The following is a 24,163-nucleotide window of genomic DNA, read 5'->3' as shown; positions in this document are numbered from 1 at the left end:
AGGTCGTATCATTGGCAGACGAACAGAAGACACGCATAGCAGTTGACATATACGGACAGACCTATAAAATGGTCGGTACCGAAACAAGCACTCATATGCGGCTGGTCGCCTCGATGGTCGATGAAAGGATGAGGGAAATCAGTGCCCATAACCCTTATCTCGACAGTACAAAAATCGCTGTGCTAACCGCCGTTAATAGTGTACATGATAATCTTAAATTAAAAATGCAAATTGAACAATTAGAAGAAGAATTGAATAAGCTGAAGGGTTGACGGTATTACATGCTTGATTTATTAATTATTATCCTCCTATTTGGGGGACTCGTAACTGGATTCAGACGGGGACTCATTGTCCAAATTATACATATGACAGGTTTCATCATCGCACTTGTCGTCGCTTATACGTACTATAAACAACTTGCGGAAGCATTTGTTCTTTGGGTTCCTTATCCAGGTGTGACTGCCGGTTCAAAATTATCCATGACAGTCGAACAACTTGATCTAGATGGGACGTTCTATCAATTACTGGCATTTGTATTGATATTTCTTGTTGTCAAATTTGGATTGCAGCTCATTGCATCTATGTTTGATTTCCTGAAGTATTTGCCCGTCCTAGGTTTCGTTGCGCGTATTGCGGGGGCTTTGTTCGGATTTATCGAATTCTATATACTTATGTTCCTTGTTCTCTATCTACTGGCTATGCTACCGATAGAGTTTATCCAAGAAAGGATAAGCAATTCATTGCTTGCTAAGTCGATGTTTGAACATACACCGGTGTTATCTGAAACTGTGAAAAAATGGTGGTACATCTATACAAACTGACGGCTTCCCCCTTTTTGGAGGGAAGCTTTTTTCTAGAATTGTCTATCCGCAGCGACCGAATGCAAAAGGTCGCTTCCGTATATCAGAACAGGAGGGCTTTTAGTGAATAAAAAAACAATCATTCGCACGTTTGAAAAAATCGCTTTATATATGGAGTTGCTTGGGGAAAACCATTTCAAAGTAGCAGCATTTAGAAAAGCGGCCAACGTGCTTGAACTAGATCCACGCAGTTTATCCGAAATGGATGATATTTTAAAGTTGAAAGGGATTGGCAAAGGCACGGGTGCTGTCATTACCGATTTGCTAGAAAAAGAAGAGTCTGATCTGCTGAAAGAACTGGAAGAAACTGTGCCAAAAGGGCTTATTCCATTGTTGAAAATACCAGGCCTAGGTGGCAAGAAAATCGCCAAACTACGGGAAGCGATTGGCATCGATTCGGTTGAATCACTCCGTGCGGCATGCATGGCTGGAGAAGTAAGTAAAGTAGCTGGTTTCGGCAAGAAGACGGAAGAGAATATGTTGAGCGAAATTGAAATTTTAGGAACTCGTCAAGGGAAATTTCCGCATTGGCAAATGGAGAAGGTTGTTACATTTGTTGAGCAGGAACTTCGTTTGATACCAGAGATTAAACATTTTTCTGTCGCTGGAAGTTACCGTCGAACGGAAGAGGAAAGTAGTGACGTCGATTTCATCATTGTGACGGACGAGCCTGTAACTGTACGGGAAAAGCTACTTGCCATATTACCGCTTGTCACGACGATTGCGGCAGGGAATGCGAAACTGTCTGTAACACTCGACTTGGAAGAGGCGATTGACGCTGATTTCCGCTTCGTGAAAGCAGACCAATTCGCAAGTGCCATTCATCATTTCACTGGCTCGAAAGACCATAATGTCAAAATGCGCCAACTTGCGAAATCTAGGGGAATGAAAATAAGTGAATACGGAGTGGAGAATGAAGATGGTTCCATCGAGACATTCGATTCAGAAGAACAATTTTTCGCACACTTCGGTTTGCCGTTCATCCCGCCTGCAGTGCGCAGAAATGGCAGTGAAATCGATCGTGTCGATGAACTAGCCGGCTTGGTAGCGATCGAGGACATTCGTTCGGACCTTCATATGCATACAACATGGTCGGACGGAGCGTACTCAATCCGTGAAATGGTTGAGGCCTGCCGTGCTAAAGGCTATTCTTATATGGTTATCACAGACCATACGCAGTATCTCAAAGTTGCGAACGGACTAACACCTGAACGAATACGTGAACAAATCGTGGAGATCCGTTCGTTGAATAAAGAATATGATGATATCGAAATTTTTTGCGGAACGGAAATGGACATCCTTCCTGACGCTACACTGGATTTTGATGATGAACTGCTAAGTGAGTTAGATTTTGTCATTGCTTCTATTCACTCTAATTTCAGTCAATCACAGGAATTGATTATGGAACGGCTCCATACGGCTATGAAAAATCCGCACGTCGATATGATTGCACACCCGACCGGTCGAATCGTTGGTCAAAGGGAAGGTTATAATCCTGATGTACCACAACTTATTCAGTGGGCGAAGGAGTATGGTAAAATACTTGAGTTGAATGCAAACCCATATCGGCTCGACCTTGCGACTGATCATCTGATTATGGCGCAGGAAGCTGGAGTTACTATTGCCATTAATACAGATGCACATGCAATTGAACAACTAAATTATATGACTACTGGCGTAAACTACGGTAAAAAAGCATGGTTGAAAAAAGAGACGGTCGTTAATACGTGGCCGCTCGATAAATTTATCCGCGAAATTGTGCGGAAGTGAGAGGAAGTGTAAGACATTGGAAAACCGTGTCTTAAAAACACTTGAGTTCGATAAAATCCGGGATATGGCAGCAACTCATTGCACATCATTCGCCGGTCGATCTTATATGGAGAAATTAGTACCCGTCAGTGATTTTGACGAAGTTGTAAAACTGCTGGAGGAAACAGACGAAGGGTTATCGATACTTCGCGTTCGTGGCAATGTGCCAATGGGCGGAATTAGCGATATTAGACCCCATGCCAAACGTGCACAAATGGGCGGCATGCTGAGTGCTTATGAATTGATGGAAACAGCCAACACAATCCGTGCAAGCCGGAACCTGCGTCAATTCATTGAAGCGATAGTGGCAGATGAAGATATTGAAATTCCGCATTTCATTGCGAAAAAAGATGCCATTCCGATTTTGACAGGCTTGGAACACGAAATCAATGCATGCATTGATGACAATGCGCATGTTGTCGACAGCGCTTCAGGATCGCTACGTACAATTCGGCAAGGTTTGCGAATGCAGGAAGGCCGCGTACGTGAAAAGCTGGAAAGTTATACACGTGGGAAAAATGCTGCAACGATGTTATCCGACGCCATTGTCACTATCCGGAATGACCGTTATGTGATTCCAGTAAAGTCGGAGTATCGTTCGCATTACCGTGGTGTTATTCACGATATGTCGTCATCTGGTCAAACGCTTTTCATCGAGCCTGATGCAGTCGTGCAGGCAAATAATGAAATTAGAAGATTAAAACTGCAGGAACAGGAAGAAATCGAGAAAATTCTTATCGATCTGTCCGCGAAAGTGCAGGAAGTCGCACATGATTTATTCACCCTTGTTGCTATACTATCTGAAATTGACGTTATCCTTGCGAAAGCAAAATTTGGCAAAGCGCATAAATGCACGAAACCCGAAGTGAACAATAAAGGCTATATTCGTCTAACGAAAGCGCGACATCCCTTGTTGTCGATGGAAGAAGCAGTTGCGAATACAATTGAATTCGGTAAAGATATCACAACCATCGTTATTACCGGACCTAATACGGGCGGGAAAACGGTCACATTAAAAACGGTAGGGTTATGTACGCTAATGGCACAGGCAGGACTTCCTATACCGGCACTCGACGGCTCTGAAGTTGCAGTGTTCGATTCGATCTATGCTGATATTGGAGACGAGCAATCGATTGAGCAAAGCCTTAGTACATTCTCCTCACATATGGTGAACATCGTCGATATTTTAGAGAAATACGATGACCGTTCCCTTATTATATTCGATGAGCTCGGTTCGGGTACGGATCCGCAGGAAGGGGCGGCACTTGCCATCTCGATTCTGGATGAAGTGCATGGACGTGGTGCAAGAGTAATGGCAACAACTCATTATCCAGAGTTGAAAGCATATGGCTATAACCGTCCAGGCGTTGCCAATGCAAGTGTTGAATTTGATGTTGACACGCTTAGTCCTACGTACCGTTTGTTAATAGGCGTTCCAGGACGCAGTAATGCGTTTGAAATTTCAAAGCGACTAGGATTGCAGGACTGGGTTATTGATAGGGCGAAAAAATTCACGGGTACAGATCGCGGTGAAGTCGATTCAATGATCCTTTCGCTTGAGACAAGCCGTGTGCAATCAGAAAAAGATGCAGAAGAGACGCATGACATCTTACTAGAAACGGATCGTTTGAAACGTGAATTGGAAGAAAAACTAGCGGAGTTCGATAACAAGAAAGAACGAATGGAAGAAAAAGCAAAAGAGAAAGCCAAAAAAATCATCGAAGATGCGAAGCGTGAATCGGAAGCAATCATTTCAGATTTACGTGCAATGCGCCTGAATGTGGGGGCAAACGTAAAAGAACACGAATTGATTGAAGCTCGAAAACGTCTTGAAGGCGCTGCTCCTGCTGAAGCGAAGAAGAAGGCAGTGAAAGCGAAGGCAGCGCCAAGGGCCCTTCAAACAGGTGACGAAGTGAAAGTGCTCAGTTATGGTCAAAAAGGGACGCTCATTGATAAAGTTTCAGATCATGAATGGATTGTCCAAATCGGTATTTTGAAGATGAAGCTTGATCAATCAGGACTGGAATTTGTTAAACCTGAAAAAGAGAAAAAACAGTATGTATCAACTTCAGTAGCGGGACGAGATACACATGTTAAAATGGAACTCGACCTGCGGGGAGAACGCTATGAAGATGCAATTTTCCGCACAGAGAAATATTTGGACGATGCGCTCCTATCAAATTATCACCAAGTGTCGATTATTCATGGCAAAGGGACAGGGGCGTTAAGGCAAGGTATCCAGCAATTCTTGAAAAATCACAGCCGCGTGAAAACGTACCGATTCGGTGAAGCCAGTGAAGGCGGACACGGCGTTACTGTTGTCGAATTGAAATAATTCCCCTGTTTAAGTTAACCAATGTATACCTGTATAAACCAAGCAAAGGCGCCTTACAAAGGGGAGCCACTGAAAAAGTTCTTTTTTATAGTAAGAACTAGTTGATAGTAGTGAAGAGCGGCTTTTGCTAGCGTTGGGAGCACGGGGCAAGAATGCCTTAATTTCTGCAAAGAACACAGAAATACGGCAAATCGAACCCTTCGTAGTTCGATTGACTGAAGCCGTGCCCGCGGAAAGCGTCCGCTCGGAACGGAAATCAACGGGATTGAAGGAAATCGTACTTTTTCAGTGCTCTCGCTAAGGGCGGAAGGCATCTCCCGAGCGCCGCAGCGACTTGAAAGGAATCTCTATATCCACCTACGTGGCGGATAAGATTCTCTCAAAGTTTCATGTACTAGTGAAAAAGTATATTCCCGTTTTTGAAACCTTTTACGTGCTTATCCGTATAGGAAGGAATAACCGAACGTAAAAGGAGTCTAATACTATGAATAAAACCGAATTTTGGAATCATCCATTAGTAGAATCAGCAGGCTATTTCAGTGTAGTAGTCCTATGTCTTATCGTTTCAATGGTGCTTTTTGAGCTCGTCACGAAATATAAGAATTGGGAAGAAATTAGAAAAGGAAACGTTGCAGTGGCACTTGCGACAGGTGGTAAAATATTTGGGGTAGCAAACATTTTTCGATACTCAATCGAACAGCATAATTCATTACCTCAAATGATTGGCTGGGGCTTGTTTGGATTTACCCTGCTTATTTTCGCCTATTTGTTGTTTGAATTCCTGACACCTAAATTCAATATTGATAAGGAAATCGAAGCAGATAATCGTGCGGTCGGTTTCATATCCTTGACGATATCAGTGGGACTTTCATTCGTTATAGGAGCAAGTATTTCATAAGGGTTGTGAAGTTGTGGAAAAATTAGCTAAAATATTACTCGTAGTCTGCGTATTATTTATCGCAGTAGGTATTTATTGGATGACGGCAAATACACCTTGATCAGTTTATTCTGGTCAAGGCTTTTTTTATTGACATAAAATATTCTATTTGAAACCTGACTCAATTACTACTATAATTAGATTAGGAATATTCAAAGAATTGAAGAAGAGGAAAAAGGAGGCTTTTATTTGACAATGAAACCTTGGCTGGACTTATATCCCGCTGAAATCTCAAAGACGCTTGACTATGAACATATTCCTATTCAGGAATTCTTGACAAGATCCAGCGAGAAATATCCTAACAAGACGGCTATGCATTTCCTTGGTAAAGACATCTCATTTAAAGAGTTTCATGAATCAGCTTTGAAGTTCGCGAACTATTTGACAACTATCGGAATTGTCAAAGGGGACCGGGTTGCAATCATGCTTCCAAACTGTCCACAAGGGGCAATTGCCTACTATGGGATATTGTATGTGGGTGCAATCGTCGTGCAGACGAATCCTCTTTATACGGAGCGTGAAGTGGCTTATCAAATGGTTGATTCTGGAGCGAAAGCAATCATTTCACTCGACATTCTATTTCCGCGTATTTCGAAAATCGTTAAAGACACAAAACTTGAGCATGTAATAATAACGGGAATAAAAGACTACCTACCGTTTCCTAAGAATCTCATCTATCCATTCATTCAGAAAAAAGAACACGGGATTACAGTGAAAGTTGAGCACCGTGGAATGAACCATCTATTCACGGAAATTATGAAAGTCGCAAAATCAGATCCGGTTAGTTATGACTTTGATTACGATGAAGATATTGCGTTGCTGCAATATACGGGTGGCACAACGGGTCCTCCAAAAGGAGTCATGTTGACACACGCTAATCTAATTTCTAACGTTAAAATGTGTGGCGAATGGTTGTATAAGTGTAAAGAAGGCGAAGAAACGGTCATGGGTATTTTGCCATTCTTCCACGTATATGGAATGACAACCGTATTAATTCTTTCTGTCATGCAAGGGAATAGAATGGTACTTATCCCTAAATTTGATTTTGAAACGGCTTTGAAAGCAATCGATAAACAGAAGCCAACCTTATTTCCTGGCGCACCTACGATCTATATTGGACTATTAAATCATCCTAATCTAAAAAAATATGATCTATCTTCAATTAAAGCATGTATTAGTGGTTCTGCCGCATTACCAGTCGAAGTGCAGGAGAAATTCGAGAAAATCACCGGTGGAAAACTAGTTGAAGGATATGGCCTTACGGAAACATCTCCCGTTACCCATTCAAATTTCGTTTGGGCAGACAAACGAGCTAAAGGATCAATTGGTGTCCCTTGGCCGGATACAGATTCTTGCATACTTGGTCCTGAGTCATCAGAACCGCTGGCGAATGGAGAAATTGGTGAAATTGCGGTAAAAGGCCCTCAAGTGATGAAAGGCTATTGGAATAGACTGGAAGATACGGAACAGACTTTCCGCGATGGCTGGTTTTTAACTGGGGATCTTGGATATATGGATGACGAGGGTTATTTCTATGTTGTTGATCGTAAAAAAGATATAATCATTGCAAGCGGTTTCAATATTTATCCACGGGAGATTGAAGAGGTTCTTTATGAACATGAAGCGATACAGGAATGTGTAATCGCGGGTATCCCAGATCCGTACAGGGGTGAAACTGTCAAAGCCTATATTGTCTTGAAACAAGGAGTTACTGTAACGGAAGAAAAGCTTGATAAGTATTGCCGAGAGAATTTAGCATCGTTTAAAGTACCGCGACTTTATGAATTCCGTACAGAATTGCCGAAAACAGCTGTCGGGAAAATTTTACGCCGTGCTTTGATTGATGAAGAAAAAAAGAAAGCTGAAAAGGAATTACTTCCACTGTGATGAAATGCTTGACATAGCAGACGTTAACAACTAATATGAAAATATGAATGAATCATCATTCATATTTTCTTTTTGGTGGTGATATATAGATATGAAACGAGATAGACCAAAATATAAGCAAATAGTAGATGCGGCAGTCATTGTCATTGCTGAGAATGGATACCATCAAGCCCAAGTTTCGAAGATAGCAAAAGAAGCGGGGGTTGCTGACGGGACAATCTATCTTTACTTCAAAAATAAAGAAGATATCCTGATATCTGTTTTTAGAGAAAAAATGGCGATTTTCGTAAATAACGTCGAAGTTATATTGAAACAGGATATTGATACATCTGAAAAACTATTCAGACTGATTGACAGTCATTTTCGCATTCTGCATGAAGACCGTCACTTGGCAATAGTTACGCAACTAGAACTTCGTCAATCGAATAAAGAATTACGTCTCCGAATTAACGAAGTACTAAAAGAATATTTAACGCTCCTAGATGTAATTTTGAAAGAGGGAATCGTGAACGGGGCGCTTGACGAAGGCCTTGATATCCGACTTGCTAGACAAATGGTATTTGGCACAATTGACGAAACAATCACTTCATGGGTGATGAATGATCAAAAATATGATTTAATGAAACTATCACCCGAAGTACATAGGCTGATTATGAATGGAATGAAAGCTTAACTTGAATCAAATTAAGCAGCCTCGGGCGGATGTCACAAATTTTGAAGGGGGTTCGGGAAGGCAACCAAAGTTCGCCGCGTGTTGCGGCAAAGGTTGCATACCTGCATCCAGTAGGCACAATCCAAAATTTGGACGCAATTAGGCCGAGGCGTAATTGATGGAAAGTGGGGATGAAATGGAGTTTCTAACAGTAGCAATTGATGATGGGGTAGCTGTTGCGACAATTAACAGGCCACCCGCGAATGCGCTTTCACGCGCACTCATACTGGAAGTGAATGCATTACTTGATCAAGTGGAGAACGACGATTCTGTACGAGTCATCGTGTTTCACGGAGAAGGCAAGTTTTTCTCGGCTGGAGCAGATATTAAAGAATTTACATCTGTCACTTCAGGTGAAGAATTTTCAAAACTTTCCGCAAGCGGACAAGAAGTTTTTGAACGGCTTGAACGTTTCTCTAAACCGGTTATTGCGGCTATTCATGGCGCGGCACTGGGTGGTGGGCTTGAACTAGCGATGGCCTGTCACATGCGGATTGTAACTGAAAATGCGAAACTGGGCTTGCCGGAATTGCAATTGGGTCTAATCCCCGGTTTTGCTGGGTCACAGCGTCTTCCGCGTTACGTCGGCATGCCGAAAGCAGCGGAGATGTTATTAACGAGTGATCCAATCAGTGGGATAGAAGCAGCCCGTCTAGGACTTGCCAATCATGCTTATACAGATGAAGAACTCCTACCTAAAACAATGGAGCTTGCTAAGAAGATTGCTAAGAAGGGCCCTGTCGCAGTGAAAGCTGCACTAGAGATGCTGCAATTTACGAAGCATCCTTCTTATTATGAAGGCGTGAAGGCAGAAGCTGATTCATTCGGTGAAGTTTTCGTCTCTGAGGATGCAAAAGAAGGAATTCAAGCATTCCTTGAAAAACGTGTACCTGTATTTAAAGGGAAATAATTAAAAAGTTAGGGAGGCCAGCAATATGAATATTTATGTACTAGTAAAACGGACATTTGATACAGAGGAAAAGATCACGGTTTCTAACGGTAAAATTTCTGAGGATGGTGCGGAGTTCATCATCAATCCTTATGATGAATATGCAATTGAAGAAGCTATCCAGGTACGTGACGCAAATGACGGCGAAGTAACTGTCATTACAATCGGTGGAGAAGACGCGGAAAAACAACTTCGCACAGCGCTTGCAATGGGTGCAGACAAAGCGGTTCTAATCGATACTGAAGATGACCTTGATGAAATGGATGAATTCACATCTGCTAAAATTATTGCTGAGTATTTGAAAGATAAAGAAGTAGATTTGATTCTTGCAGGAAACGTTGCAATTGATGGCGGTTCTGGACAAGTGGGTCCACGTGTGGCTGAACTTCTAGGCATTAACTACGTAACGACAATTACGAACCTTGAAATCAACGGTACATCCGTCAAAATCATTCGTGATGTTGAAGGGGATTCTGAAACAATTGAAACGTCACTGCCATTACTAGTGACTGCTCAGCAAGGTCTTAACGAACCACGCTACCCGTCACTTCCAGGTATTATGAAAGCGAAGAAAAAGCCGCTTGAAAAGCTTGAACTAGATGATCTTGACCTAGAAGAAGATGACGTAGAAGCGAAAACACAAACAATCGAAATTTACCTTCCGCCGCAAAAAGCTGCTGGACGTATTCTTGAAGGCGATATTTCTGATCAAGTGAATGAACTTGTAAATCTGCTTAAAAATGAAGCTAAAGTAATCTAATCAGACTTTTAATTGTAATGGAGGGACTATAAATGTCTAAAAAAGTAGTAGTACTTGGGGAAGCACGAGAAGGAGCTTTGCGTAACGTTTCATTCGAAGCGATTGCAGCTGCTAAAAAGATTTCGGGAGGCGGAGAGGTTGTCGGGGTATTGCTCGGCGATGCTGTTCAGTCACTTGCAGAAGAAATGATTCATTACGGAGCTGACCGTGTCGTTACTGTGGAACATCCACATTTGAAACTATATACTTCTGACGCATTCAGCCAAGCGTTTATGGCAGTTTACGAACAAGAGAAACCGGAAGCTATTGTGTTCGGTCACACAGCTTTAGGGAAAGATTTGTCACCTAAGATTGCTAGTAAACTAGCATCAGGTTTAATCTCTGATGTAACTACTATTGAAGGCGAGGGCGATGCTGCGGTATTCATCCGTCCAATCTTCTCTGGTAAAGCATTTGAAAAAGTGAAGAACAAAGACGGACTTCTATTCATCACAGTACGTCCGAATAACATTGCGCCTTTAGAGCACGACGCAGGCAGAACAGGCGACGTAGCTGCACTATCTGTTGATGTTACCAATCTTCGTACAATCATTTCAGAAGTTATTCGTAAATCGACAGAGGGTGTCGATCTTTCAGAAGCGAAAGTTGTTGTTGCTGGGGGCCGTGGCGTGAAAAGTGCGGAAGGCTTCGAACCATTGCAAGAACTTGCGACACTTTTAGGTGGAGCAATCGGTGCATCTCGCGGAGCATGTGACGCGGATTACTGTGACTATTCTCTACAAATCGGTCAAACTGGTAAAGTTGTTACACCGGACTTGTACATTGCTGCAGGTATTTCGGGGGCGATCCAACATATGGCGGGAATGTCTAACTCGAAAGTAATCGTGGCAATCAATAAAGATTCAGAAGCGAATATTTTCAAAGTAGCAGACTATGGAATTGTTGGTGACCTATTCGAGGTTATTCCGATGATGATTGAAGAAATTAAAAAAATTAAGACAAACTAATTTAAAGTGAAGCTCCCTCAACAGTGGGGAGCTTCTTTCAATAACTAAGCATATATTTAGCCCGTCATATAGCTGCATGCTATAATACAGACATAGGTTATCTATTAAGAGGAGGAAAATTTATTATGGCTATTATTCACGCGACTGATCAGAATTTTGACGAAAACATTAAAGAAGGACTTGTCCTTGTTGACTTTTGGGCACCTTGGTGTGGACCTTGTAAAATGATCGCTCCAGTTCTTGAAGAACTAAACGGCGAAATCGAAGGTAAAGCAAACATTGTTAAAGTTGACGTTGATGACAACCAGGAAACAGCTGGTAAATACGGTATCATGTCAATCCCTACTTTGGTTCTTTTCAAAGATGGAGAAATTGTTGACAAAGTTGTCGGCTTTAAACCAAAAGAAGCACTTGCTGAATTGATTGCAAAACACGCTTAATTAGTAACTTAATTTAGCAGAAGTTCAAAATCTGGGCGAATTATTTTTTGCGATGAAAGCGAAGCGGCAGTCGCAAATAGCCGAGATGTATTTGATAGAATAACCGGGTCCTTCATTGGCACCCGGTTTTTTGGTAGGTGAATTAGATGAATGAGTTAATCGCAGAAAAGTTGGCCATATTACCGGAGTTGCCAGGCTGTTATTTGATGAAAGATAGGCAAGGGACAATCATTTATGTGGGAAAAGCGAAAGTGTTGAAAAATCGAGTTCGTAGTTATTTTACGGGTAGCCATGATGCTAAAACACAGCGACTTGTGGGAGAAATCATAGACTTTGAATATATTGTCACTTCAACCAATCTGGAAGCGCTTGTCCTCGAGTTGAACCTTATCAAACAGTATGATCCGAAATATAATATCATGTTAAAAGATGATAAGACCTATCCCTACTTAAAATTAACGGCAGAGCGTCATCCGAAACTAATCATTACGAGACAAGTGAAAAAAGACAAAGGGAAATACTTCGGTCCGTATCCTCATGCTTTTGCCGCCGGTGAAACGAAAAAGTTGCTTGACCGGCTCTATCCTTATCGAAAATGTCATACGATGCCTGATCGGGTCTGTTTGTATTACCATCTTGGCCAGTGCCTCGCCCCTTGTGTCAATGAAGTGGAATTGGAAACGTACAAGGAAATGGTTGATGACATTACCCGCTTTTTGAATGGCGGTTATAAAAGTGTGAAAAAAGAATTGACGGAAAAAATGGCTGCAGCTGCGGAGAATTTGGAGTTTGAGCGCGCGAAAGAATACCGCGATCAGATTGTTAATATTGAAGCGATTATGGAAAAACAGGCGATGACGATGAGTGATTTCACTGATCGTGATGTCTTCGGATTTGCTGTGGACAATGGATGGATGTGTGTTCAAGTCTTTTTCGTCCGGCAGGGAAAGCTAATTGAACGGGATGTATCGCTATTCCCGGTTTATCAAGAACCGGAAGAAGAACTGCTAACGTTCATCGGACAGTTTTACGGTAAGTCCAAACATTTAATCCCGAAAGAAATCTTGTTGCCTCAGGGAATGGATAGTGAAATCGTCCGTCAACTTCTAGATGTCAATGTCTTCATTCCGCAGCGCGGTAAAAAGAAAGATCTCGTCCATCTAGCCATCAAGAATGCCGAGATATCATTGAAAGAAAAGTTCCAACTTATTGAACGACAAGAACTTCGTACAATTGGCGCATGTGAAGAACTTGGCAAGGCGATGAATATCACCATACCGTACCGTATTGAGGCATTTGATAATTCACATATGTACGGTTCGGATGCCGTCTCTGCAATGGTGTCATTCCTTGATGGGAAACCGAACCGTAAAGACTACCGAAAGTATAAGACGAAGACTGCAGCTGCACACGATGACTACGCGGCGATGCGTGAGGTTGTAAGGCGGCGTTATATCCGTGTGCTAAAGGATGATTTGCCATTACCTGACCTAATCGTTATAGATGGTGGTAAAGGTCATATGGAAGCGGCCAGGGAAATCATTGAAGATGAGTTGAACTTGTCGATTCCAATTGCTGGACTTGCGAAGGACGATAAACACCAGACGGCGCAACTTCTCTATGGCAATCCGATTGAAATGATCCCGCTAAAGAGAACGAGTGAAGCATTTTACTTGTTGCAGAGAATTCAAGACGAAGTGCACAGGTTTGCAATTACGTTCCACAGGCAACGGCGCGAAACGAATTCATTGACATCAGCGCTCGATGGATTACCAGGCGTCGGACCGAAACGAAAAACATTATTACTCAAACACTTTGAGTCTATGAAAAAGATTCGTGAAGCATCCGTTGAAGAGCTGCAACAAGCGGGCTTGCCGAAGGTGGTTGCAGAATCAGTGGAAACGTATTTCCGTGAAGAGGCATTGCGAGAAGAGAAGTAATGTGATAGAGTGAACGCACTGAGTTTTTTCACTAAAAATTGCATATGTAGTGAAGATAGAGGTGCGGATACCAATAGTAAATCTCCGGAAGGCGGCAGCCTGATGAACGGGATTGAAAGGAGTATTCGCCGAAGCGGACCAATCGGCTGTCACGATTGTCCTGCTGGATTTCCATTGAATAAATGGAAGTCTGTCAGGTATAAAAATACCTGGAGAGCTATCTGAACGGGGCGGCTCTTCGGCGAGCGCTCCAATCGGACCGGCTCTCATACTTATGAGGGCCGTTTTTGCGTTCAGGCGGAAATTGGAGGGAAAATCATGGAACGAATTGTAATGAAATTTGGTGGCACTTCAGTTGCGAACCCCGAGAGGATTGCACGCGCTGCAAAGCTTGTACAAGGTGAGGTAAGTCGGGGGAATCAAGTTGCGGTTATCGTATCTGCAATGGGGAAAACAACGGATGAACTTCTAAAGCTCGCCGTGGAAGTTAATCCGAAAGCGGGCCGCCGCGAACTTGATATGCTACTTGCGACAGGTGAGCAAGTAACAGCATCCCTTTTAGCGATGGCAATTGCGGCACAAGGTTTGGAAGCTCGCTCATATACAGGGTGGCAAGCGGGTGTAACGACAGAGTCAGTTCACGGCAATGCGCGAATCGAGCAAGTCCATGCAGATAAGGTTGTATCGACGCTTGAATCGGGTGCTGTTGCAGTGATTACCGGCTTTCAAGGTGCTGACAGCTCAGGTGAGTTGACAACACTTGGTCGCGGGGGATCTGATACAAGTGCTGTGGCGATTGCGATTGCAATAGATGCAGCTATCTGTGATATTTACACAGATGTTGAAGGGGTATTTACGACAGATCCAAGATTAATTGGACAAGCGAAGAAGCTTGAGGAAATATCATATGATGAAATGCTTGAAATCGCGAATTTAGGTGCAGGAGTACTTCACCCAAGAGCGGTTGAGTTTGCCAAGAACCATCAAATGCCGCTTCGGGTCAGACCTGCACATATGGAAGGTGAAGGAACGATTATCAAGGAGGAAATTGATTTGGAAAACAATTTAATTGTTCGGGGCATCGCCTTTGAAAGAGATATCATTCGGATTACAGTTATGTATGACGTTCCATACAATGGCTCGCTTGCGAATATATTCACTGCACTTGCGGATCACCATGTTAACGTCGATATTATCGTCCAGACAATTATGGAAGGCGTACAGCCGTCTGTGTCATTTTCCATTAAGAAAGAGGATTTTGCAGAAGCTATTAATGTTTTAGAGACGGAAAAAGAAGCTCTTGGTTACAACAGAGCCGACTTTGAAGTGGGTCTTGCGAAAGTTTCGATCGTTGGAAGTGGAATGGTATCCAACCCAGGAGTCGCTGCACAAATGTTTGAGATACTCCGTAGTGCATCAGTTCCTGTGAAAATGGTTAGTACGTCTGAAATCAAGGTATCCGTAGTCATTCCAGAATCCGATATGGAAATAGCGGTGGCGGCGCTTCATAAACAATTCGGGTTAGACAACGACTGAAATATTTTTTTGTCTATTGGTTAACCATTTTATTGCAAGTGCCTGAAGAAAAAGGATACTCTATCACTTTTAATAAAGCCTTCTTTGCAAATTTTAGCTAAGACTATACAAGTTACAGTGCACTTCCATATAGAAAGTGACACTTCCTTAAAATCAAAAAGGAAATGCTATATAGATGGATCCAGCAGCCAAAATCCTATATTTGGCTGCTCTATTATGGATTTTGGAAAGTGGTTATGGATTCGTTCCCAAAAGCCCCTTATACGATTAACGAGAAAACTGCGAGAGGTGCAACCCAACGGAAACTGTACATAGGGTGTTTCATCATGAAAATAAGCAGTAATTTACTGGTTATTTTTAGTTATATATGTTGACATAAAGAAATCTCTGAACAACGAACGGCGCATGGAGATGCCTTCGCTGGAGATCATATAGAATCAATAGTTCAACATATATAGATTAGTTGTATGAAAAAGAAGATGCGCCCGATTTAAAGGATGCATCTTCTTTTTCATGCCTCAACTTTCGTTTTTAAGTCCCATTTGACTTGGAAATGGATGAGACCATCCTTTGCGTTAAATTCTCCGTAGCACTCAGTGAGCAATCCACTAAATTTCTGGTACTGTTGTGCAATGAAACCGGCTTCAAGTTGGCAAGATCTGTTTTGGGCATTTGTAGCGAAATCATTTTTTAAAGAATAAAAAGCCTCGTCTTTCAACGTCTTTTCGAGATGAAGGGGCCCCCATCCGGCTTCTTGAAAGAACTCAGGAAGTTCATCAACACCAAAAATCGGGAATTTTCGAGCTACTTCTTTTCCGGTCCAATAGAGGATTTCATCTTCATGTTTCCCGAGGATACTTGGCAACACGTGATCTCGTAAAATTTCATAGCCAAAACGGGTTGGTGAATCATATGTAGTATTTTCCAATCGAATATTCAACCCTTTCGGTTAAATGATAGCGTTAGTGAATCCAAGAGAATAATAATATATTAAATTCGGGCGTGTCGAAAAGCCCACATCGTCTTGACCTCTTCAAAACTGAGGAGTACAATGGTTATGTCATAATATTGTACCACGAAGAGGTACGTCGTCAACGGTCGCTTCATGTCGAAATGATGACAGAGGCGCACTGAAGGACTCAGTTAATAAAGGAGGGTAAAAGACTTGTCGAGAGAATCAGATTTTTATTTGCGTCGTCTTCATTCACTGCTCGGAATCATTCCAGTGGGGCTTTTTGTTGCCCAACACTTAGTGATTAACCATTTTGCCACACGCGGCCCAGAGGCATTCAACACTGCATCCAATTTCATGGGTAACTTACCGTTCGTACTGTTTCTTGAATGGTTCATCATCTACATCCCACTTATGTTCCATGCGTTCTATGGTGTGTACATAGCTTTCACAGCAAAAAATAACGTAAAGCGTTACGGGACTTTCCGAAACTGGATGTTTATGCTACAACGAATTACAGGAGTATTCCTAGTCGTGTTCATCGCATGGCACATCTTCCAAACAAGAGTTCAAAAAGCATTGGGAGCTGATGTGGACTACGATATGATGGCTGACATCTTATCGAGTCCATTCATGCTTGCGTTCTACATTGCAGGTGTCCTTGCAGCTACATTCCACTTGGCGAACGGCGTTTGGTCATTCCTAGTAAGCTGGGGAATTACACAATCTCCACGTTCACAAACCATCGTTACGTATATCTCAATGGCAATATTCCTAGTGCTTTCTGTAATCGGTATACAAGCACTACTTGCATTTGTTTAATTTGAATCAGCAGAAATCCCTGCTGATTCAAATCTGGACGCAATTACGCCGAGGCGTAATTGAATAACAACTTAACTAAATGACTACGAGATCACCTATAATTTGAGGAGTGAAACAATAATGGCAAAAAGCAGATTGATTGTCGTCGGCGGTGGACTAGCCGGCCTGATGGCAACTATCAAAGCCGCTGAAGAAGGTACGCCGGTTGACTTGTTCTCAATTGTTCCGGTTAAACGTTCCCACTCTGTATGTGCACAAGGCGGCATTAATGGTGCAGTAAATACAAAAGGGGAAGGCGACTCACCTGACATTCATTTCGATGACTCTGTATACGGCGGAGACTTCCTTGCGAATCAACCACCAGTTAAGGCAATGACGGATGCAGCACCAGGAATCATCAGTCTATTAGACCGGATGGGCGTTATGTTCAACCGTACGCCAGAAGGATTGTTGGATTTCCGACGTTTCGGAGGTACAATGCATCACCGTACAGCTTTCGCTGGTGCGACGACAGGACAGCAGCTCCTTTACGCATTAGACGAGCAAGTTCGAAGCCATGAAGTTGCTGGACTTGTTACGAAATACGAACACTGGGAATTCCTTGGTGTTGTTCTTGATGAAGAAGGCGTTTGTCGCGGTATTAAAGCGCAAAACATGAAAACGATGGAGATTCAAGCCTTTAAAGGTGATGCAGTCATTATGGCAACAGGTGGACCTGGAATCATTTTCGGGAAAACGACAAACTCTGTCATCAATACAGGTTCTGCAGCTTCTATCGTTTATCAGCAAGGTGCACACTACGCGAATGGTGAATTCATACAAATTCACCCAACAGCAATTCCAGGAGACGATAAACTGCGTCTTATGAGTGAATCGGCACGTGGTGAGGGTGGACGTGTCTGGACTTATAAAGACGGCAAGCCTTGGTACTTCCTTGAAGAAAAGTATCCGGATTACGGTAACCTAGTACCGCGTGATATCGCAACACGTGAAATATTTGACGTTTGTGTTAACCAAAAACTTGGTATCAACGGTGAAAACATGGTGTATCTGGACCTTTCCCATAAGGATCCAAAAGAGCTTGATATTAAGCTTGGTGGAATCATCGAAATCTATGAGAAATTCACAGGCGACGATCCACGTAAATTACCGATGAAAATCTTCCCGGCTGTTCACTATTCAATGGGCGGACTATGGGTTGACTATAATCAGCAAACAAGTATTCCAGGTCTATTCGCGGCGGGTGAATGTGATTATTCACAGCACGGTGCAAACCGTCTTGGCGCAAACTCACTCCTTTCAGCAATTTACGGCGGTATGGTCGCAGGACCGAACGCTATTCATTACATGAAAGGTTTGAAACGTTCTGTAGTGGACCTTCCTTCTACAATCTTCGACGCAGCAGTGAAAGAAGAGCAGCAGAAGTGGGATGATACGCTTAAAATGAACGGTACTGAAAACGCTTATGTTCTTCATAAAGAACTCGGCGAGTGGATGACTGATAACGTAACAGTAGTTCGTTACAATGACAGACTACAAGCGACAGACGATAAAATCGTTGAGCTTCTTGAGCGTTATGAAAACATCAACATTACGGATACACAACTATGGTCTAACCAAGGTGCAACATTTACGCGCCAACTGAAAAACATGCTATACTTGGCTCGTGTTATCACTCTTGGTGCACTTAACCGTAATGAAAGCCGTGGAGCCCATTACAAACCGGACTTCCCGAATCGTGATGATGAGAACTTCTTGAAAACGACGATGGCGAAATTCGATGGACATTCTGCACCAATCTTCCATTATGAAGAAGTAGATGTTTCCTTGATTCCACCACGTACACGCGATTACTCCGCGAAGAAAGGAGATTGACCTAAATGAGCGAGAACAATACGGCAGTACAAGAACGTGAACAGCAGACGTCACAGAAAACGGTTCGTTTTGAAATTCGACGTCAGGATACTGCTGAATCACAACCTTATTGGGAAAGTTTTGAATTAGAATATAGACCGAATATGAACGTCATTTCTGCTTTAATGGAAATTCGTCGTAACCCGGTCAACGCAGAAGGTAAGCAAACAACACCAGTTAACTGGGAAATGAGCTGTTTGGAAGAGGTTTGTGGGGCATGTTCAATGGTTATCAACGGACGTCCACGCCAATCTTGTACGGCACTTGTAGATCAGTTTACTCAGCCGATTAAACTTGAACCAATGAAGACATTCCCGGTCGTTCGCGACTTGATTGTTGACAGAGAATTCATGTTTGATTCGTTGAAAAAAATTAAGGCATGGGTTCCGATTGACGGCACATATGACCTTGGTGAAGGACCTCGTATGCCTGAGCGTAAACGCCAATGGGCATATGAACTTTCAAAATGTATGACGTGCGGTGTATGTCTTGAAGCATGCCCGAACGTTAACGACAATACGAACTTCATGGGACCTGCACTGCTATCACAAGTACGGCTGTTCAACTCGCATCCAACTGGTGCAATGAACAAAGACGAACGTCTGGCTACGATTATGACAGACGGTGGAATTGGCGAATGTGGTAACTCACAAAACTGTGTAGTTGCATGTCCAAAAGGAATTCCTTTGACTACTTCGATTGCAGCAATGAACCGTGCAACGAACGTACAAATGTTCAAAAACTTCTTCGGAAGTGACCATATGGTGGACTGATTTCAGTCCCTAGCCTCGCTACGGCATTATGCCTTGGCGGGGCTTTTTTCTATTTTTGTTTAGCACCTTCATTTATTAGGGGGTATTTGATAGAATAGATGAATGAGTATTCATTTTAGAAGAGGAGATGTTTGGTGAGTGAAAGCAGTGTACATAAAAGAGTTGTCGACATGGGAATCGGAATTCAAGTTTTCTGTACCTATATCCGTTCGTTTTTCTGAGACGGACATGTATGGTCATTTGAACAACACGGTCCCATTTATTTATTTTGAGCATGCGAGGATTGAGTTTTTAAAAGAGATTAGACTTATGAATAATTGGCTTGATCCAAAGGGTGAAAATTTTCCGGTCGTTGCTGATTTGCAATGTGATTTTTTGAAGCAAGTCTTTTTTGATGAAAAGTTGGAAATATTCGTTAAAGCTGCCGCAGTTGGTAACAGTTCTGTTGATATTCACTATATGGCGAAGAACAGTAAAGATGATATCGTCTTCACAGGACGAGGTACGATGGTTCAGATTGGAAGACAGACGGGCAAAGGTGTTGCGTGGTCTGAAGAGGAGAAAATACTTTTTGTTAACTAAATCACCATGTAGCCGGCACAGCTCGCCGCCTCTTCACATATTTTAAAGTGAAAGTGGATAGGAGGGCGCGTCTTGATAGAGGACTCTAAAAACCGTTCTTTGCTTACGGCAAGAGAGCGAGAAATTTTTAATCTGCTCGTTGAAGATCAAACGACAAAAGATATTGCGGGGCGGCTCGGAATCAGCGAAAAGACTGTTCGCAACCATATTTCGAACACAATTCAAAAGCTAGGTGTTTCCGGCAGAGCACAAGCGGTAATCGAATTGTTACGGTTGGGAGAGTTACAATTGCGTTGAAGCAGGTGTTAATGATGAAGGGTGATCATAGCCGAGTGTAGGTGAATGATGACTTGTAACAGTAGCTGTTTGATCTGCATTATGCAGCTCTCAAACAGCTTTTTTTTAACGTTTTTTACCATCAATTTATTAGGTATTGCCATAAGCGCAAAAAAGGGGGACAATAGGTAGACAGTATTTGTTTTCAGGGAGCTGGTTCAGTTGATGGAAAATAACCCACCAAAAATTCAATATACAGATGAAGTTGCACATATGGAGAAAGAATTACGGTATGTTGCAGCAATCATCAAACAACAAGGCCGTAGAATTCTTAGTAATTATACAATCACTCCACCTCAATTCGTTGCTTTACAGTGGCTATTTGAACATGGAGATATGACGATTGGGGATTTGTCGAACAAGATGTTCCTCGCATTCAGTACTACGACTGATTTGGTCGATCGGATGGAAAAGAACTCGCTTGTGAAGCGTGTCCGCAATGATCAAGATCGCCGTGTTGTCCGAATTCATCTTCTTAGCGAAGGTGAACGGGTAATCGAAGAAGTAATTGATAAACGCCGTCATTATTTGAATTCGGTGTTAGTAGACTTCGATGAACAACAAGTGAAGGACTTCTCAGATTTGCTGAGTAAACTACATCAAGAGATGAAAAAGGATTGAGGGATTTTAGTGGAAGCACCAATTGGAGTAATTGATTCGGGCGTCGGCGGGCTAACCGTGGTTAAAGAGATGCTCAATCGACTACCACATGAACCCATTGTCTATATAGGGGATGATGCTCGTTGTCCATATGGGCCCCGGCCGATTGACGAAGTCCGGGAGTTTACTATGGAGATGGCATCAGCACTTTCCGAAATGGGTATAAAAATGCTTGTCATTGCTTGCAATACGGCTACGGCTGTTGCACTCGATGATATCCGAGCACGATTTTCATTTCCTGTCATCGGCGTTATCGTGCCAGGTGCACGGGCTGCAGTTAATGCGTCCGTGGCGGGAAAAATTGCTGTGCTTGGGACTGCTGGAACGATTAAAAGTGGCGCTTATAATGATGCAATCCATGTTCTTTCACCGAATGCGATGGTTTACTCACTTGCGTGTCCTGAATTTGTTCCAATTGTCGAAAGTGGTCAGTATAAGTCAGATAATGCAGGCATCATTGTTGACCGTACACTCCGTGAACTTGAGGGGAAAGATTTTGATGCGGCGATATTGGGGTGTACACATTATCCATTATTGCAGCAACATATTACAACCTCCCTTCCGAATAATGTAAAAATTATTTCATCCGCGGTAGAAACAGTGTGTGATGTTGAACGTATTCTACTTTCTAAAGGTATTGAGCGCATTGCTGACAGCGTAGTGGCACCTGTTTTTTATACAACAGGGGAGTCAGAAACTTTTCAAGGCATTGTTGAAGACTGGTTGTCGATTGAAAAGCCTAATGTAAGCTATATTGAATTGTAAGAAACCCGGAATGTCCAGATTTGGACATCCGGGTTTTTGCGTATATGAAATGAGATATGATAAGATGAATGCGCAATCTGAATGATGGAGGGTACACGATATGAGACATGATGGAAGAATGGCCGACATGATTAGGCCGGTAACAATTGAAACAGATTATTTAATTCACCCCGAAGGCTCAGTTCTTATTACGGTCGGAAATACGAAGGTGATTTGCACAGCATCTATAGAAGAACGGGTTCCACATTTTTTACGTAATAGCGGAAAAGGCTGGATAACAGCGGAATATTCTATGTTGCCACGCGCTACTGGACAAAGAACGCAACGTGAAGCTTCAAAAGGTAAGGTTAGCGGACGTACGATGGAAATACAGCGCTTGATAGGCCGTGCACTGCGCGCTGTCATCGATTTGGAGACGCTTGGTGAACGAACTATCTGGGTGGACTGTGACGTTATCCAGGCAGATGGTGGTACGCGTACAGCGTCGATTACGGGTGCGTTCGTCGCAACAGCAATGGCAATCTCGAAACTACACATCGAAAAAGGATTAGCTAAATTCCCGATAACTGATTTCCTTGCTGCAACGAGTGTAGGGAAGACGGTTGAGGGTGAACTCATTCTGGATCTGGACTACATCGAGGATTCGTCGGCTGCTGTCGATATGAATGTTGTTATGACTGGTGCCGGCGCTTTCGTCGAACTTCAGGGGACAGGCGAAGAATCGACATTTACGCGCGTTGAGATGAACGGTCTTGTGGAGCTTGCAGAAGTAGGAATTAACCAACTAGTTGAAGTGCAAAAAGAAGCACTTGGACTTGTTGCGCAGTTGATCAAACCGAAAGAACAAGGTGAATCATGAAAGAAGTATTGATAGCCACGAATAATGTGGGCAAGGCAAAAGACTTTGAAGCGTTGTTTAAGCCACTGGGAGTAAAAGTTCTTACGTTAAATGATATCGAAGGAGATATCGATGTAGAAGAAACGGGCGACACATTTGAGGCGAATGCGATTCTGAAAGCAGAGACGGTTGCACGCCTGCTTGGCAAAATCGTTATCGCAGACGATAGTGGACTTGAAATCGATGCGCTTGGCGGCGCGCCAGGCGTCTACTCCGCGCGTTATGCGGGTCTCGAGAAGAATGATGATGCAAATATCGACAAAGTACTACAGGAGCTAGAAACGACGCCTGTGGATGGTCGTACCGCTCGATTCCGTTGCGTGCTAGCAGTGGCTGGTCCTGGTTTGGTTACAGAAACGTTTTCGGGTAGCTGTGAAGGTCTGATTCACCATGAACGTCAAGGAAAGAACGGCTTCGGCTATGATCCAGTCTTCTTCGTGCCTGAAAAGAATCGAATGATGGCGGAATTGTCACCTGAAGAGAAAAATGAGATTTCACACAGGGGAGCAGCTTTAGCTCAGTTGAAATTCAAATTACCTCAATATATGACAGTGGCAGGTGATTCAGAATGAAGATTGTTGTTATGAGTGATTCGCATGGAGATAAGGAAACGGTGAAAGCCGTTTCTGCACTTTCTGCGGACGCGACTTTCCATTGCGGTGATAGTGAGCTGTCATTCGATGATTCAGTTTTACAGACAATGCATAGAGTCCGTGGAAACTGTGACAGGGATGCTAGGTTTCCCGCATCTGTTGCGGTCAAGGTAGAGGGGAAGACAGTTTTAGCTGTACATGGTCATGAGCATGATGTGAAACAATCGTTGATGGGGCTTTATTATTATGCAAAAGAATCTGGAGCAGATATCGTTCTATTTGGCCATTCGCATTTGTATGGTGCTGAGATGAAAGACGGAATACTGTTCTTGAATCCAGGCAGCACAATGCAGCCACGGGGCGGGAAAGATGCGACTTATGCTGTTGTAGAATGGGATGAAACGGTACGTGTTACATTCAAGAATATGGCGTCGGAAACAGTAGATTTTATAGAACTAAAAAAGATTTAAAAAAGCGTTGACTTTATTCCTAATGCAATATATACTAAGTATTGTCCTTAGGGAATGAATGAAAGTTTGAAACGCACGTCTCAGTAGCTCAGCTGGATAGAGCAACGCCCTTCTAAGGCGTCGGTCGGGGGTTCGAATCCCTCCTGGGACATAATGTGAAATGCAGTTCAAGCCTTGATATGATAGGTTTTGAGACAAATTGGGGATTCGGTCAGGGCTTCGGTCA

General features: G+C 42.9%; 24 protein-coding genes, 1 tRNA gene and 1 riboswitch. Of the genes, 24 read left to right on the top strand and 1 reads right to left on the bottom strand.

Annotated elements, in window-relative coordinates:
* Positions 1-11 precede the first annotated feature (11 nt).
* The 13 genes from zapA to MKZ26_RS06220 all read left to right on the top strand — a co-directional run bounded on the left by zapA (position 12) and on the right by MKZ26_RS06220 (position 15,172).
* Entirely contained in the window at positions 12-272 is a 261-nt protein-coding gene (zapA, locus tag MKZ26_RS06280; RefSeq protein ID WP_338652863.1) for a cell division protein ZapA, read from the top strand.
* 9 nt (positions 273-281) lie between these two features.
* Positions 282-821, top strand: a complete 540-nt coding sequence (locus MKZ26_RS06275; RefSeq protein WP_067207826.1) for a CvpA family protein — start codon at positions 282-284, stop codon at positions 819-821.
* A 102-nt stretch (positions 822-923) separates the two neighbouring features.
* Positions 924-2,630 (top strand): DNA polymerase/3'-5' exonuclease PolX, encoded by a 1,707-nt coding sequence (polX, locus tag MKZ26_RS06270; protein ID WP_340765162.1) that lies wholly within the window; start codon positions 924-926, stop codon positions 2,628-2,630.
* A 64-nt stretch (positions 2,631-2,694) separates the two neighbouring features.
* Complete coding sequence (locus tag MKZ26_RS06265; protein WP_438298620.1) at positions 2,695-5,004, top strand: endonuclease MutS2; 2,310 nt, start codon at positions 2,695-2,697, stop codon at positions 5,002-5,004.
* Between the two features lie 484 nt (positions 5,005-5,488).
* On the top strand, positions 5,489-5,902 hold the full coding sequence (locus tag MKZ26_RS06260; protein ID WP_067207831.1) for a DUF350 domain-containing protein: 414 nt from the start codon (positions 5,489-5,491) through the stop codon (positions 5,900-5,902).
* Positions 5,903-6,130: 228 nt separating this feature from the next.
* A complete protein-coding gene (locus MKZ26_RS06255; RefSeq protein WP_340765158.1) occupies positions 6,131-7,828 on the top strand; it encodes an AMP-binding protein in 1,698 nt (565 codons plus the stop codon).
* Between the two features lie 91 nt (positions 7,829-7,919).
* The gene (locus MKZ26_RS06250; protein ID WP_340765156.1) at positions 7,920-8,501 is read left to right on the top strand and encodes a TetR/AcrR family transcriptional regulator; all 582 of its coding nucleotides are present in this window, start codon (positions 7,920-7,922) and stop codon (positions 8,499-8,501) included.
* 175 nt (positions 8,502-8,676) lie between these two features.
* Positions 8,677-9,450, top strand: coding sequence for an enoyl-CoA hydratase (locus MKZ26_RS06245; RefSeq protein ID WP_067213902.1), 774 nt, complete (start codon positions 8,677-8,679; stop codon positions 9,448-9,450).
* A 25-nt stretch (positions 9,451-9,475) separates the two neighbouring features.
* Positions 9,476-10,249 (top strand): electron transfer flavoprotein subunit beta/FixA family protein, encoded by a 774-nt coding sequence (locus tag MKZ26_RS06240; protein WP_067207839.1) that lies wholly within the window; start codon positions 9,476-9,478, stop codon positions 10,247-10,249.
* A 32-nt stretch (positions 10,250-10,281) separates the two neighbouring features.
* Positions 10,282-11,256: an electron transfer flavoprotein subunit alpha/FixB family protein gene (locus tag MKZ26_RS06235; RefSeq protein ID WP_187047342.1), complete on the top strand. Its 975-nt coding sequence runs from the start codon at positions 10,282-10,284 to the stop codon at positions 11,254-11,256.
* A 125-nt stretch (positions 11,257-11,381) separates the two neighbouring features.
* Entirely contained in the window at positions 11,382-11,696 is a 315-nt protein-coding gene (gene trxA, locus MKZ26_RS06230) for a thioredoxin (protein WP_067207845.1), read from the top strand.
* A gap of 146 nt (positions 11,697-11,842) precedes the next feature.
* A complete protein-coding gene (gene uvrC / locus MKZ26_RS06225; RefSeq protein ID WP_340765154.1) occupies positions 11,843-13,636 on the top strand; it encodes an excinuclease ABC subunit UvrC in 1,794 nt (597 codons plus the stop codon).
* A 48-nt stretch (positions 13,637-13,684) separates the two neighbouring features.
* Positions 13,685-13,864, top strand: a riboswitch (Lysine riboswitch).
* A gap of 90 nt (positions 13,865-13,954) precedes the next feature.
* Entirely contained in the window at positions 13,955-15,172 is a 1,218-nt protein-coding gene (locus tag MKZ26_RS06220) for an aspartate kinase (protein WP_340765151.1), read from the top strand.
* 511 nt (positions 15,173-15,683) lie between these two features.
* Here MKZ26_RS06220 and MKZ26_RS06215 read toward each other — a convergent pair.
* Positions 15,684-16,100, bottom strand: coding sequence for a DUF2507 domain-containing protein (locus tag MKZ26_RS06215; protein WP_340765149.1), 417 nt, complete (start codon positions 16,098-16,100; stop codon positions 15,684-15,686).
* A 237-nt stretch (positions 16,101-16,337) separates the two neighbouring features.
* On the opposite strand from MKZ26_RS06215, the gene MKZ26_RS06210 reads away from it, so the two are divergent.
* From MKZ26_RS06210 to MKZ26_RS06160, 11 genes are all read left to right on the top strand, one after another.
* Entirely contained in the window at positions 16,338-16,946 is a 609-nt protein-coding gene (locus MKZ26_RS06210; protein WP_187047345.1) for a succinate dehydrogenase cytochrome b558 subunit, read from the top strand.
* A 120-nt stretch (positions 16,947-17,066) separates the two neighbouring features.
* Positions 17,067-18,821, top strand: a complete 1,755-nt coding sequence (sdhA, locus tag MKZ26_RS06205; RefSeq protein WP_340765147.1) for a succinate dehydrogenase flavoprotein subunit — start codon at positions 17,067-17,069, stop codon at positions 18,819-18,821.
* A gap of 5 nt (positions 18,822-18,826) precedes the next feature.
* Positions 18,827-19,633, top strand: a complete 807-nt coding sequence (sdhB, locus tag MKZ26_RS06200) for a succinate dehydrogenase iron-sulfur subunit (RefSeq protein ID WP_338652857.1) — start codon at positions 18,827-18,829, stop codon at positions 19,631-19,633.
* Positions 19,634-19,771: 138 nt separating this feature from the next.
* Positions 19,772-20,215 carry an acyl-CoA thioesterase gene (locus tag MKZ26_RS06195; protein WP_067207864.1) on the top strand — a complete coding sequence of 148 codons (444 nt, stop codon included), beginning with the start codon at positions 19,772-19,774 and terminating at the stop codon, positions 20,213-20,215.
* 72 nt (positions 20,216-20,287) lie between these two features.
* Entirely contained in the window at positions 20,288-20,512 is a 225-nt protein-coding gene (locus tag MKZ26_RS06190) for a helix-turn-helix domain-containing protein (RefSeq protein WP_067207867.1), read from the top strand.
* A gap of 204 nt (positions 20,513-20,716) precedes the next feature.
* Entirely contained in the window at positions 20,717-21,172 is a 456-nt protein-coding gene (locus MKZ26_RS06185) for a MarR family winged helix-turn-helix transcriptional regulator (protein ID WP_067207869.1), read from the top strand.
* A 9-nt stretch (positions 21,173-21,181) separates the two neighbouring features.
* Positions 21,182-21,976: a glutamate racemase gene (gene racE / locus MKZ26_RS06180; protein ID WP_067207871.1), complete on the top strand. Its 795-nt coding sequence runs from the start codon at positions 21,182-21,184 to the stop codon at positions 21,974-21,976.
* Positions 21,977-22,076: 100 nt separating this feature from the next.
* Positions 22,077-22,835: a ribonuclease PH gene (gene rph, locus MKZ26_RS06175; RefSeq protein ID WP_067207874.1), complete on the top strand. Its 759-nt coding sequence runs from the start codon at positions 22,077-22,079 to the stop codon at positions 22,833-22,835.
* Positions 22,832-23,446, top strand: a complete 615-nt coding sequence (locus MKZ26_RS06170) for an XTP/dITP diphosphatase (RefSeq protein WP_067207875.1) — start codon at positions 22,832-22,834, stop codon at positions 23,444-23,446. The genes rph and MKZ26_RS06170 overlap by 4 nt, the downstream gene beginning before the upstream one ends.
* On the top strand, positions 23,443-23,937 hold the full coding sequence (locus MKZ26_RS06165; RefSeq protein WP_340765145.1) for a metallophosphoesterase: 495 nt from the start codon (positions 23,443-23,445) through the stop codon (positions 23,935-23,937). Before MKZ26_RS06170 ends, MKZ26_RS06165 begins: the two co-directional genes overlap by 4 nt.
* A gap of 77 nt (positions 23,938-24,014) precedes the next feature.
* A tRNA-Arg gene (locus tag MKZ26_RS06160) sits at positions 24,015-24,088 on the top strand.
* The last annotated feature ends 75 nt before the right edge of the window (positions 24,089-24,163 follow it).

It is taken from the genome of Sporosarcina sp. FSL K6-6792 (genome assembly GCF_038004885.1).
GTDB lineage: Bacteria > Bacillota > Bacilli > Bacillales_A > Planococcaceae > Sporosarcina > Sporosarcina psychrophila.
This window is presented reverse-complemented; position numbering and strand designations above follow the sequence as displayed.

Coding starts and splice junctions, on each gene's coding strand:
- MKZ26_RS06220 (WP_340765151.1), top strand. CDS start 13,955: ATGGAACGAATTGTAATGAAATTTGGTGGCACTTCAGTTGCGAACCCC.
- trxA (WP_067207845.1), top strand. CDS start 11,382: ATGGCTATTATTCACGCGACTGATCAGAATTTTGACGAAAACATTAAA.
- MKZ26_RS06250 (WP_340765156.1), top strand. CDS start 7,920: ATGAAACGAGATAGACCAAAATATAAGCAAATAGTAGATGCGGCAGTC.
- MKZ26_RS06275 (WP_067207826.1), top strand. CDS start 282: ATGCTTGATTTATTAATTATTATCCTCCTATTTGGGGGACTCGTAACT.
- MKZ26_RS06170 (WP_067207875.1), top strand. CDS start 22,832: ATGAAAGAAGTATTGATAGCCACGAATAATGTGGGCAAGGCAAAAGAC.
- uvrC (WP_340765154.1), top strand. CDS start 11,843: ATGAATGAGTTAATCGCAGAAAAGTTGGCCATATTACCGGAGTTGCCA.
- MKZ26_RS06265 (WP_438298620.1), top strand. CDS start 2,695: ATGGCAGCAACTCATTGCACATCATTCGCCGGTCGATCTTATATGGAG.
- MKZ26_RS06185 (WP_067207869.1), top strand. CDS start 20,717: ATGGAAAATAACCCACCAAAAATTCAATATACAGATGAAGTTGCACAT.
- rph (WP_067207874.1), top strand. CDS start 22,077: ATGAGACATGATGGAAGAATGGCCGACATGATTAGGCCGGTAACAATT.
- sdhB (WP_338652857.1), top strand. CDS start 18,827: ATGAGCGAGAACAATACGGCAGTACAAGAACGTGAACAGCAGACGTCA.
- MKZ26_RS06235 (WP_187047342.1), top strand. CDS start 10,282: ATGTCTAAAAAAGTAGTAGTACTTGGGGAAGCACGAGAAGGAGCTTTG.
- MKZ26_RS06260 (WP_067207831.1), top strand. CDS start 5,489: ATGAATAAAACCGAATTTTGGAATCATCCATTAGTAGAATCAGCAGGC.
- MKZ26_RS06245 (WP_067213902.1), top strand. CDS start 8,677: ATGGAGTTTCTAACAGTAGCAATTGATGATGGGGTAGCTGTTGCGACA.
- sdhA (WP_340765147.1), top strand. CDS start 17,067: ATGGCAAAAAGCAGATTGATTGTCGTCGGCGGTGGACTAGCCGGCCTG.
- MKZ26_RS06240 (WP_067207839.1), top strand. CDS start 9,476: ATGAATATTTATGTACTAGTAAAACGGACATTTGATACAGAGGAAAAG.
- MKZ26_RS06165 (WP_340765145.1), top strand. CDS start 23,443: ATGAAGATTGTTGTTATGAGTGATTCGCATGGAGATAAGGAAACGGTG.